15 protein-coding genes and 1 pseudogene are annotated in these 9,996 nt (G+C 65.7%); 12 read left to right on the top strand and 4 right to left on the bottom strand.

The features are described from left to right. Positions 1 to 115 precede the first annotated feature (115 nt). The gene (locus AB0I79_RS60555) at positions 116 to 778 is read left to right on the top strand and encodes an IS3 family transposase (protein WP_357894898.1); all 663 of its coding nucleotides are present in this window, start codon (positions 116 to 118) and stop codon (positions 776 to 778) included. On the opposite strand, the gene AB0I79_RS60550 is transcribed toward AB0I79_RS60555, so the two are convergent. After that, positions 726 to 2,102: an IS30 family transposase gene (locus AB0I79_RS60550; RefSeq protein ID WP_357894895.1), complete on the bottom strand. Its 1,377-nt coding sequence runs from the start codon at positions 2,100 to 2,102 to the stop codon at positions 726 to 728. The two genes, AB0I79_RS60555 and AB0I79_RS60550, sit on opposite strands and share 53 nt — an antisense overlap. Positions 2,103 to 2,160: 58 nt before the next feature. Between AB0I79_RS60550 and AB0I79_RS60545 the strand changes: the two are divergent. The 8 genes and pseudogenes from AB0I79_RS60545 to AB0I79_RS60510 form a co-directional block, all read left to right on the top strand. Then, positions 2,161 to 2,475, top strand: a pseudogene (locus tag AB0I79_RS60545) (IS3 family transposase); the annotation flags it as partial. A gap of 47 nt (positions 2,476 to 2,522) precedes the next feature. Beyond that, entirely contained in the window at positions 2,523 to 2,897 is a 375-nt protein-coding gene (locus AB0I79_RS60540; protein ID WP_357894892.1) for a hypothetical protein, read from the top strand. Positions 2,898 to 2,964: 67 nt separating this feature from the next. Continuing rightward, positions 2,965 to 3,669 carry a hypothetical protein gene (locus AB0I79_RS60535; protein ID WP_357894889.1) on the top strand — a complete coding sequence of 235 codons (705 nt, stop codon included), beginning with the start codon at positions 2,965 to 2,967 and terminating at the stop codon, positions 3,667 to 3,669. After that, positions 3,666 to 3,974, top strand: coding sequence for a hypothetical protein (locus AB0I79_RS60530; RefSeq protein WP_357894886.1), 309 nt, complete (start codon positions 3,666 to 3,668; stop codon positions 3,972 to 3,974). Before AB0I79_RS60535 ends, AB0I79_RS60530 begins: the two co-directional genes overlap by 4 nt. A gap of 7 nt (positions 3,975 to 3,981) precedes the next feature. Beyond that, positions 3,982 to 4,299, top strand: coding sequence for a hypothetical protein (locus AB0I79_RS60525; protein ID WP_357894883.1), 318 nt, complete (start codon positions 3,982 to 3,984; stop codon positions 4,297 to 4,299). 48 nt (positions 4,300 to 4,347) lie between these two features. Beyond that, positions 4,348 to 4,563, top strand: coding sequence for a hypothetical protein (locus AB0I79_RS60520; RefSeq protein ID WP_357894880.1), 216 nt, complete (start codon positions 4,348 to 4,350; stop codon positions 4,561 to 4,563). Further along, positions 4,563 to 4,766, top strand: a complete 204-nt coding sequence (locus AB0I79_RS60515; protein WP_357894878.1) for a hypothetical protein — start codon at positions 4,563 to 4,565, stop codon at positions 4,764 to 4,766. The genes AB0I79_RS60520 and AB0I79_RS60515 overlap by 1 nt, the downstream gene beginning before the upstream one ends. A 221-nt stretch (positions 4,767 to 4,987) precedes the next feature. Beyond that, positions 4,988 to 5,446 carry a GntR family transcriptional regulator gene (locus AB0I79_RS60510; RefSeq protein ID WP_357776164.1) on the top strand — a complete coding sequence of 153 codons (459 nt, stop codon included), beginning with the start codon at positions 4,988 to 4,990 and terminating at the stop codon, positions 5,444 to 5,446. An 80-nt stretch (positions 5,447 to 5,526) separates the two neighbouring features. Here AB0I79_RS60510 and AB0I79_RS60505 read toward each other — a convergent pair whose 3' ends face one another. After that, a complete protein-coding gene (locus AB0I79_RS60505; RefSeq protein ID WP_357894875.1) occupies positions 5,527 to 5,775 on the bottom strand; it encodes a hypothetical protein in 249 nt (82 codons plus the stop codon). Positions 5,776 to 6,071: 296 nt separating this feature from the next. Here AB0I79_RS60505 and AB0I79_RS60500 point away from each other — a divergent pair, with 296 nt between their 5' ends. Further along, complete coding sequence (locus AB0I79_RS60500) at positions 6,072 to 6,263, top strand: hypothetical protein (RefSeq protein ID WP_357894872.1); 192 nt, start codon at positions 6,072 to 6,074, stop codon at positions 6,261 to 6,263. 377 nt (positions 6,264 to 6,640) lie between these two features. Then, complete coding sequence (locus AB0I79_RS60495; RefSeq protein ID WP_357894869.1) at positions 6,641 to 7,594, top strand: hypothetical protein; 954 nt, start codon at positions 6,641 to 6,643, stop codon at positions 7,592 to 7,594. Between the two features lie 3 nt (positions 7,595 to 7,597). Here AB0I79_RS60495 and AB0I79_RS60490 read toward each other — a convergent pair whose 3' ends face one another. Continuing rightward, positions 7,598 to 8,122, bottom strand: coding sequence for a hypothetical protein (locus AB0I79_RS60490; RefSeq protein WP_357894866.1), 525 nt, complete (start codon positions 8,120 to 8,122; stop codon positions 7,598 to 7,600). A gap of 441 nt (positions 8,123 to 8,563) precedes the next feature. Then, entirely contained in the window at positions 8,564 to 8,785 is a 222-nt protein-coding gene (locus tag AB0I79_RS60485) for a hypothetical protein (RefSeq protein WP_357894863.1), read from the bottom strand. Here AB0I79_RS60485 and AB0I79_RS60480 point away from each other — a divergent pair. Beyond that, the gene (locus AB0I79_RS60480) at positions 8,771 to 9,268 is read left to right on the top strand and encodes a hypothetical protein (RefSeq protein WP_357894860.1); all 498 of its coding nucleotides are present in this window, start codon (positions 8,771 to 8,773) and stop codon (positions 9,266 to 9,268) included. The two genes, AB0I79_RS60485 and AB0I79_RS60480, sit on opposite strands and share 15 nt — an antisense overlap. The last annotated feature ends 728 nt before the right edge of the window (positions 9,269 to 9,996 follow it).

The raw sequence follows: 9,996 nt of genomic DNA, 5'->3' as shown, positions 1-9,996 counted from the left end.
ATGTGGTCTATCGCACCCTCAAGACCGTGAACGCCTCAGAGCGCGACATCAGCCGCCAACCCATCGCAGCCGCGGCTTGACAACATAGGAGCATCCGGGAGACGGATCTGCCGAAATGAAGTTCCGGCTGATCCATGCGGAGAAGGACCACCACGAGGTCTCCCTGCTGGCCCGGGTGCTGGGTGTGTCGCGCCAGGGCTACTACGCCTGGGCCGCTCGCCAGCGGCGCGGCCCGTCTGCTCGATCCCGCCGCGACGCCGAGTTGACGGAGCGGATCCACGAGCATCACCGGGCCTCGGATGAGATCTATGGTGCACCGCGTATCCATGCCGACCTGCGTGAAATCGACGGGGTCCGGGTGGGTCGCAAACGGGTGGCCCGGCTCATGCGCCGGGCTGGGCTGGCCGGGGTGAGCAGGCGCAAGAGCTGCCGGACGACGATCGCGGACGAGCGCGCTGCGGCCACGTCCGACCTGGTCAAACGCCAGTTCAGCGCGGCCGAGCCGAACCGCGTTTGGACCGCCGACATCACGTACGTGCCGACCTGGCAGGGCTTCGTCTACCTGGCGGTAGTGCTGGATGTCTTCTCCCGCCGGATCGTCGGCTGGGCGATGGCCGATCACATGCGCACCGAACTGGTGACTGACGCTTTGGCGATGGCGCTGCACCAGCGCCGGCCCGAGGCCGGGGTGACCCACCACAGCGACAAGGGCAGTCAACTCAGGTTCAACCGGTCGTCGCAACACTGCTGCTCAGCAGCAAGTCTAGATGCTCGCTGAAAGCTTCAGCTGGTGTTCTCCATCCGAGGGTCTTGCGGGGCCTGGTGTTGAGCGCGAACGCGACAGCAGCCAGTTCCTCGGCCTTCCATCGTGACAGGTCGGTGCCCTTGGGAAAGTGCTGGCGCAACAGGCCGTTGGTGTTCTCGTTGGTGCCGCGCTGCCAGGGGCTATGGGGGTCTGCGAAGTAGACCTGCACGCCGGTGTCGATGCGCAGTTGAGCATGTTGGGCCAGTTCTGTCCCTCGGTCCCAGGTCAGCGATCGGCGCAGCTGCTCGGGCAACCCGGTGATCTCGTTGGTGATGGCGTCCCGCACGGCTTCGGCGCCACGGCCGGCCAGCGCCGGGCCGTTCTTCACCCGTTCCTGCGTGCCGTAGCCCTCCATCCGGGGCAGGTGCAGCAGCAGGGTGAACCGGGTCGTGCGCTCCACCAGCGTGCCGATCGCCGACCTGCCGGTGCCGATGATGAGGTCGCCCTCCCAATGGCCAGGAACAGCGCGGTCCTCCACCTCGGCGGGCCGCTGACTGATCACCACATCCGGGGTGACATGGCCGCGGTCTTGACGCCGGCTGCGGGCGCGCGGGACCCGCAGCGCACGCCCGGTGCGTAGGCAGGCGACCAGCTCGCGGTTGAGCGCTCCGCGGCCTTGGATGAACAGGGCCTGGTAGATCGCCTCGTGCGAGATGCGCATGGACTCATCATCGGGGAAGTCCACCTGGAGCCGGTTGGAGATCTGCTCAGGACTCCACGACAGCGCCCACCGGCGGTCCTGACGCCGAGGCTTGTTGCGGCCCTTCCAGGTCGAGGGCCGCGGACCGGCCACTGGCTTGCCGTCCGGACCCTGGAGCTGACCCGCCAGCCGGTCCTGCACGTACTCCCGGAGCCGGGCATCGGCCACCAGTTTCGGCATCTTGGGACGCCGCGCCATCAGCTCGGCCTTCCACTGCGCGATCGATGCCCGGTACTCCAGACGGCCACCTCGCGTGGCGGCGTTACGCCGCAGTTCACGCGAAATGGTCGAGGGTGAGCGGCCCAGACATCGCGCGATCTCGCGGACCCCCTTGTGCTGAGCCTTGAGCAGGGCGATCTCCTCCCGCTCAGCGAACGACAGGTACCTGCCTGATGGCGGACTGAGCTCGATCAACGGCATGCCGCCACCCTCGCGGAACCACCGAGACCCGACCGGCCCCGACACGCCGCAGGCCAGGGCGGCATCTTCGCTGGTCAACCCCTTGGCGATCCTCCTCCAGAACGCCCGCTCCACGTCCTTGCGGATCGGAGGCCGTCCTGGTGACCGCATCGCCGGCCGCCCCGTGCGCGTCGTCATCCACCCTGCTGGTCTGCCCATGCAACACCTCCGGATCAAGGTGTTGCGACGACTAGTTGAATCCGCCCAATACACCTCGATCGCCTTCGGCAGGCGCTGCGAGCAGGCCGGCGTACGTCCCTCGACGGGCAGAACCGGGACGTGCTTCGACAATGCCATCACCGAGAGCTTCTTTGCCTCCCTGGAGTGCGAGCTGATCGACCGGCGCACCTTCCGCACCAGGTCGGAAGCCGAACGGGCCCTGTTCAGCTACATCGAAGGGTTCTACAACCCGCGCCGCCGCCATTCCGCCAACGGCCAGCTCAGCCCCGCCGAATACGAGCGCCGACACGCACTCAGAAACGCCCAAGATCTCGACTATGCTGCCGCGTAGCCGCAAGCCCTGATGTGTCTACCGAATCGGGGCAACCCCAAATGGGCATGACCGCCCAGCAGTTTGAGCCGGCCCGGCGCCCGCGCGAGGTCTTCCGCTTCGGCTTCTACGCGTGGAATATCAGCGCCGCCCTGCGCATCGTCGAGGGTCGCGAACCTGACCGCGTCAACGTCAAGGAGGCCGCCACTCTGCTGTGGCTGATTTACGTGAACGAGTCCCATGCCGCCACCGTGGACCTCGCCCTGCCCGTGCTCCTCGCCCCCTTTGCGGGCACCGGCCACATCCCCATCGACGGCTGGCACCGCATCTGGAAGGCAAGACGTGAAGGCGTCGAGACGCTTCCCGCGCTCGCCCTCACGCCCGAGGAGGAATTCCGGGTCCGGATGCACGGAGGCGACAAAGGTCCTGGTTACTACCGCTAATAGCGGTACCGCAATCTGCTTCTCCGCCCGCCCGGGCGGGGAAGCTCTCCCTCACCTGGAGAAGCACATGAAGAAGCTCGTCTTCCTCGACCTTGAGACGACCTCCCTCGACGAACGCCACGGCGACCTGTGGGAGATCGGCCTCATCATGCGCGACCTACGCCAGCCGATCAGGACCGACGTCGAACACTGGTGGCAAGTCCGACCTGACCTGACGCTCGCCGACCCGAACGCCCTGAAGGTCGGCCGCTACTACGAGCGGTGCCGGGTCAGGCGCTCGTCCATCGGTGCCGGCCGGAAGCTCTCACCCGCCATCAACCTCGGCAGCCCGTGGATCCACGAGTACACCGGCGAGCCCCCGGCCGAGGGCGACTGGTACATGAACGCTACCGCCGGAAGCATCGCCGCCACGGTCGCCCGAGAGCTGGACGGTGCCACGATCCTCGCCAACAACCCGACCCACGACCGCAAGTTCCTGGCGAAATTCCTGCGGGTCCACGGGCAGCTCCTCACCGCCCACCACCGCATGATCGACATCCGCGCCCTGCTGATCGGCTACGTTGACGGCCGGCTGTCCGCCTACGACGGCAAGGTGGACGAGGCGTTCCAGGCTGAGGCCGTCCCGTACGTCGATGACTGGCTGGCCGGCTACATGGACAGCCCGTCCTGGGAGATCGTCGGCATCGCCCAGGACCCAGGCACCAAGCACACCGCGCTCGGCGACGCCCGCCTCGACCGCGACGTGTACGACGCCATCCGAGGCAGCCGGTGACCGCCACCGTGGGCGGCATCATGGCCGCCGCCGCGGACCGCATCGAGAGCGGCGGATGGGCCTCGCACTACCAGCAGCCAGGCGTCACCTTGAGCGACGCCATAGCGTTGGAGGCCCGCGACGCCGCCGGCCCCAACGCGACGAGAGCGGCACTTCTCACCGCGGCGTTTGCCGCACTCAAGCGCCACATCGGCGCGGCGTGCTTGTCCGACTGCCTCGGCGCCCATGACCGTACCCAGCCCGAGATCGTCGCTGGGCTCCGTGGAGCCGCCGGGACGACCTCCGAGGAATGGCGGGTGTCGTGATCAACAAATGGGATGCACTGTCCTTGATCTGGGCCCTCGGAGTCGCCTACAACGCGCCGCCATCCTCAAGCGGTGGTCGCTCATCACCACCTGCGACCCCATCGACCTGTGCCAGGGCTGCCGCGACGAGCGCAGACAGGTCATGCAGGACGCCATGGTCTACGACGTCATGGGGTCCGCGGGCGGCGCGCTGCAGGTGCTGATCGAAGCGTTCATCTGGTACCTCAAGCCGTTCGTCCCCGCCCTCCGCAAGCTCGCCGGGCGTGAGCCGCTTCCCACCTGCTCGAAGGGCCCATGCCTGGCCTACACCCGCAGGCGGGCGTAAGCCACAGCGTCACCCGCTCCACCTCTCTCTACACCGAAAGGACTCATCATGAAGCCCACCATCCGCGTCGTCGTCTGCCTGATGGCGCTGCTGCTCATGCTGGCAATGTGGCTGACCTTCGCCTATCTGATGAAGGACACCGGCCTGATCACCTGGATCCTTGGCCTCGGCCTGGTCGCGGTGCTCGTCATGGGCAACTGGGTCACCGACCTGGCGGCCGACCAGTCGGCCGCGCGCGAGCCCGCGCAGGACGGTGAGAAGTGATGGCTGTTGACTTCAGCCACCTCGGAGTCACCGACGACGAAGCGCGCGATCTCTTCAAGCTCGGCGCGGCGGCGTGCGCGGCCGCCGACCTCAAGTTCAACTCGCTGTGGTGGGCCCTCGACCACTTCGAGAACGAGGACGAACTGGTCGAGACCGGCGCGCAGGTCTGGGAGCGGATCGGCCAGCAGAACGGGAGCGTGTAGGAGCGGCTCACGCTACGTGTGGATGTGTCTTGACGCGGTGACGCCGAGAGATGGCGCGGCGTAGGCTGGTCCTGCGTATCTGCACACATACGCGGAAGGCCCCGGTGCCTGCTGGCGCCGGGGCTTTCTCCTCTTCGGGCGGCTCGTTGAGCCCCCATGTGTCTATAAAGGTTCCCAACATGTATGCTTCGGCCATGACGAAACGAGGCCCCCGCGGGCCGGTGCCGATCTACCAGGTGATCATCAAGGCCATCAAGGACGACATCGCCGCCGGCACGCTGAAGCCCGGTCAAGCCCTGCCCACAGAGGCTGAGATGTGCACCATTCACCAGGCGTCGCGGCTGACGGTGCGCAGAGCCCTGGAGGTCCTGCGCGAGGAAGACGTCATCTACACCGTTCGCGCCGAAGGGTCCTACGTGGGGCCCCGCGACGCCCCGCAGATCCGTGAGCCGTGGGAGTTCGAGAAGATCGCGTCCGAGTTCGCCGACCGCATCAAGCGGGGCGACCTGAAGCCGGATGAGGTGCTGCCCTCGCAGTCGGAGCTGATCGAGCAGTACGGCGTGGCCAAGAAGACCGCCCGTGCCGCCATGGCCTTGCTGCGAGATCAGGGGTGGGTGTACACGGTGCCCACGATCGGAACGTTCGTTGCAAGCCGCGATAAATGGCCTACGGAGAGTTGACCTTAGCGATTGCTGAGAATGGCCTCGGCGCGCGATGTAGCCAATATGTAGACACGGCTGCGTCGCGTGCCACTTTTATGTCAGCGACCGGAGCTGACCTGCTCTAACGCTGCGGCATATATGTGCGCAGGGGTCGTGACGCCATTGATACGCGGCCGCCGGCGAGCGATCAGGGCCATCGCCGCGCAGGCCGCCAGGCAAGCGCCTGCCATGACGACGATGTCGATACCGCCGAGCCTGTCGGTGAGGACGACGTGGACAACGGCTGCGCCAAACACCAGGTTGCCGACGACGAAGGCCGCCACGAGGGCCGCCACCGCTCGGTTCATGTTTCCGCCTTTCTCCCGTGATTGATTGCCAGAGCGTTCTATCATCCGCGTCCGACAAGTGCGCACATCACCCGGGGGTGCCCGCCCGGCCGATCCGTCGGTAACACATCCGTAATCTGGCAAGCTCCCGTGTCATAGAAGTGCCATGTCGCCAAGATGCTGCCCGAAAATGTAGACAATCCCGCGAGAAAGGACTTTTATGGTCACTCCATGACGTGACGTCTCGGAGTGACAAAAGTCAACGGGGCGTCCGTATCCCTTGCGTTCGTATCGTTCCAACCCCAGGGGGTTCCACCATGTCCAAGCTCATGGGAGCGCTCACGCGCCTGACCACGTACGCCGTCGCCGTCGCCGCGGCCGGCCTGTTCCTGTCGGCGCCCAGCGTCGCCTACGCCGACGAGGCCATCCCGGCCGACACTCCGTCCAGCCCGCTCGTAAGCGAGACGCCCGCCGATTCGGTGCAGTCCATCCACTTCGGCGGCATGTAGTCGCAGCACACGGCCAGGATGACGGTAAGGACCAGCCAGTACGGAGACTCATGATCTGCCACGCCATCCGCATGTGGCTTCTGAACCTGACAGCGATGTCAGTCACGGCCTGGGCAATGACCGCCTTCGCGTTGTTCATTCTGTACGCGGATAGGGCAAGCGCGGCCGTGTACGCCCTGGTGGGCCTGTGGGCAGCCGCAGTGCCCATCCCCACATCACCATCACGCTCATCCGATGGTGGCAGCGGGTGCGTGTGGCCCGCAGGGTGCACCACCTCGCCGAAGAACACAAACGTTTGTTCGAGACCGTGCGTGGGGAGATCAGCTCAGGCGTGCGCTGAACCACACAGCCGCGCCATCATCGGGGAAGGAAATGACGTGCCACACCGGATCGCCGGCCTCAGCCTTGAGCAGGAGCGCCTCTACCGGCACCTGCTCGCCACCGGGCCTACCAGCATCCACGTGTTGGAGGGGCAGTTCGGGCGCGAGGTCTACGCGAGCCTGTACGAACTGACCGTCCGAGGCCTCGTGCACGGCAACCCCTTGATGGCGCGGCGCCCCTCGGTCGCCATGAACGGCGTCCTCTTGGCGCAGGCCGCAGAGCTTCAGCGGATCCAGTCGTACGTGGAAGAACTTGACCACATCTACGAGACGGGGCACCCGCCCGAGGGGGGTGACGCGGTAACCTCGCTGGTGAGCCGTGAGCAGATCCAGCACTGGTTCGAGACGCTGACCGTCACGGCCGAACACGAGATCCAGCAGTTCATCACTCACCCGTTCCTCCCGCTCGCGCCGTCTGGGAGGACCGATTCAAATTCTCGTTCGGATCTTGTAAACCATCCGGCGAAGTGTCGCGTCATCGTTGAGTGGAAGACCTTCCAGAGCCAGCCCGCCATCAGCGGCCTGCATCACTCCCTCGACCGAGGGTGCGAAATCAGGCTTGCCGACAGGCTGCCGCACAAGCTGCTGATCGGAGACCGGCGCATGGCCATGACGCCCCGCTATCCGCCGGACCACACCGTCAGGCAGATGCTGCTCGTGCACCCGGGCACGCTGGTGGACTTCCTCGTCGAGGTCTTCGAGACCGAATGGGAGCGGGCTCTCCCGCTCACGCCCGACCCTGCCAAATTCTCCGGCCTCGGCAAGCTGGAGCCCAGTGAGATGGTCATCGTGGAAATGCTGGTCGGCGGCGCACACGTCGATCGCATCGCCAGCGCTCTTGGAGTGCATCCCCGCACGGTCAATCGCAGGCTCGAAGACCTGAAGCGCAAGGCCAACGCCACCACCCTGTTCCAGCTCGGCGCCTACGCGTCGCGTCACTGGCTGAACTGAGCGCTATTCAGGCCTCAGGATGCGCAGTTGGGCCTCCGTCGCGTTCAGCGTCGCCTCGATCTGCGCCAGCATGATCGCCTCTATCTGGCTGCGCTGGTCGCGGGAGGCGCCTTTCAGGTTCCGTATCTGGACAAGCATCGCTTGAAGCCTCTGCTGTACGTGTTCTGGCGTGACGTCCGGATCGATCCCGGCGAGTGCGGGTTCCGTCTTGGTTCGCTCCCGGATCCACTCCTTGAAGAGGTCGGCCGCCCCTGGCCGGCCCCGCTCATGGAGGTCGCCCGGAGCGATGACGGGCGCACCCGTCAGGTCGTTGATCGCGGCCGCCATGAGTACGAGTTCACGGTCTTCAGGGGTTTTCTCGCCAGACTCGATGCGTCGCCATGTCGGCTCGGACAACGCGTCGCCGGCCAATGCCTTCGCACGTGCGGCGGCGGCGCGGGTGGAGATGCGCCGCTTGAGCCCTCCTGGGTTGTTGCGGCGATCAATGAGGAACTGAACCACTGTTGAAGGCTGGCTGATGTCGGCCACGGTGTGTCAGGTGTCCCTTCACGTCGTTTGATGCGTCATACGAGTCTGGCGCAACGCTACCAACTGACGCATCAGTGGGGCTATGTCATCGCGAAGATAGTGACTACAGCGCTACTACTGCGACCCCATGCTCGGCCCGGACGACCCGCACCGGATGAAGATCTCCGTCACCAACGCCATCGACCAGCACATGATCGAGGCACTCGCCCCGGCCGCAGCGCGGGACACCGCGATCTGGCTGATGGACAACCTCCCCGACGCGATCCGCGCGGCCGGCGACCCCGACGACATGGAAGCGTTCATCAAGCTGGCCAAGGCGCAGTACCGAGTCCAGTGGGACAAGAAGGCCGACCTCGGGAGCCGGGTCCACAACATCGCGGAGGCGATCAACCTCGGCGCCCCGTACATCCCGGACGAGGAAGCCGCCCCGTTCGTGGACTCCTACCTGGAGTTCCTGCGTGACTTCGGGGTGGACATCCGCCGCGACATCAAGGCGGCCGAGTGCACGGTCATCAACCGCACCATCCCGTACGCCGGTACGAGCGACATCTGGGCCGACCTGCGGTTCCCCGGCCCGACGTCGCCCATCATCCCGAAGTTCAGGCCTCGCGCGGTCCCGGCCGACCCGCTCCCCACGCCGTCCGGGCTGTGGCTCGTGGACATCCGCAAAAGGGGAAGTTTGGGGCGAAAAGGGGGAAGTCTGGACTTCCCCGCAATCCTCTCTCCACTCCTCAACTTCAATCCTCTTCTTCTCCGTACGGGGTCGAGGAGGAACCGAGCGCCCGAGCCGCCGACCCCCACCCGGAAGACGAAGACAAGATCAGCAAGGAGGAGAAGAACCCTCCGGCGGCCAGCAGCGCCGCCCGGGTCATCACCAAGCGCATCGGAGTGCCGCTCGACGAAGCCGAGGGGATCGCCCAGACCATCGCCCACGAAAACCGCGTCCGCCGGGCCCTGCACGTGTACGTTGCGGGCATCCCCGCAGCGGACCTGCGCACCTGGCGGGAGACCGCACGCAACCACGAAGCCCGCGAACAGGCCAAGGCCACACGGACCAACCGCCCCGCCGGCCGGTGCGACCTGCACTGTCAGCCCATCCCCTGCATCGGGTGCGCGGCCGACGCCAAGGCCATGCCCGACGCGTGACCCGCAGGTTGGCGGATAGAACAACACCCCGCAAGCCTGCTACCAGCACAAACGCGGAACGCGCCAGCAAACCAGACCGCCGGAACCACGCGAAAACAGGCCAAAGAGCGGCCAAAACGAGCCGAAAACCCATCAGGACGAGGCTGAGCCATCCCCTCGTCGCTGATGGGTTTTGGCATGCCCGGAGACGCTTCTTGACGCATCTGACGCACTATGGAAGACGCGACGCACCCCATAGAAAGCTCTGAGATGGACGCAGGGGGGCGAACACCGCTTCCCCGGTATAGAGGAGTACCCCCGGGACGGAGAAGCGCTCTGCGTCGATCTGAGAGCGTTCAACCAAGATCAAGAGTTGGAAATGCGAGCCGGGGCTGGATGGCGCGTCGGCGGTCGGCGGTTCGGGTGATTCGGTGCCAACGTAGACGATCAGCCGCACTGACTATCGGTCGAACCTGTGTTCGATTCGCCCTCAGACCGGCCCGTTTTGTTACATAATCGTTATAAATCCGTCGGAAAACTGTTACAGAAATTGGGCCCCCAAAGATCCTTACTGGTCTACCGTTTATCATGTGCAGATACGAACAAGCGAACGGCTCGCGTGGCTCACCGCAGTTGCGGCGCTCGCGTTCCTAGTAGCGAACACGCAGGCAGGAGGGGGATGTGACCACGGCAACGCTGGTAGCGGACGAACCAACCGCGACCGTCACTGTCGGCGGTCCTCCCGGCCC

The sequence above is a fragment of the Nonomuraea sp. NPDC050202 genome, from assembly GCF_040656115.1.
Taxonomy (GTDB): domain Bacteria; phylum Actinomycetota; class Actinomycetes; order Streptosporangiales; family Streptosporangiaceae; genus Nonomuraea.
Note: the sequence above shows the minus strand (reverse complement) of the source record. Positions and strands in the feature narration are given on the sequence as shown.

Excerpts from the sequence above, each read along its gene's own strand:
- AB0I79_RS60555 (WP_357894898.1), top strand. The coding sequence starts at position 116 with ATGAAGTTCCGGCTGATCCATGCGGAGAAGGACCACCACGAGGTCTCC.
- AB0I79_RS60550 (WP_357894895.1), bottom strand. The coding sequence starts at position 2,102 with ATGACGACGCGCACGGGGCGGCCGGCGATGCGGTCACCAGGACGGCCT.
- AB0I79_RS60540 (WP_357894892.1), top strand. The coding sequence starts at position 2,523 with ATGACCGCCCAGCAGTTTGAGCCGGCCCGGCGCCCGCGCGAGGTCTTC.
- AB0I79_RS60535 (WP_357894889.1), top strand. The coding sequence starts at position 2,965 with ATGAAGAAGCTCGTCTTCCTCGACCTTGAGACGACCTCCCTCGACGAA.
- AB0I79_RS60525 (WP_357894883.1), top strand. The coding sequence starts at position 3,982 with ATGGGATGCACTGTCCTTGATCTGGGCCCTCGGAGTCGCCTACAACGC.
- AB0I79_RS60520 (WP_357894880.1), top strand. The coding sequence starts at position 4,348 with ATGAAGCCCACCATCCGCGTCGTCGTCTGCCTGATGGCGCTGCTGCTC.
- AB0I79_RS60515 (WP_357894878.1), top strand. The coding sequence starts at position 4,563 with ATGGCTGTTGACTTCAGCCACCTCGGAGTCACCGACGACGAAGCGCGC.
- AB0I79_RS60505 (WP_357894875.1), bottom strand. The coding sequence starts at position 5,775 with ATGAACCGAGCGGTGGCGGCCCTCGTGGCGGCCTTCGTCGTCGGCAAC.
- AB0I79_RS60500 (WP_357894872.1), top strand. The coding sequence starts at position 6,072 with ATGTCCAAGCTCATGGGAGCGCTCACGCGCCTGACCACGTACGCCGTC.
- AB0I79_RS60485 (WP_357894863.1), bottom strand. The coding sequence starts at position 8,785 with ATGTCCACGAGCCACAGCCCGGACGGCGTGGGGAGCGGGTCGGCCGGG.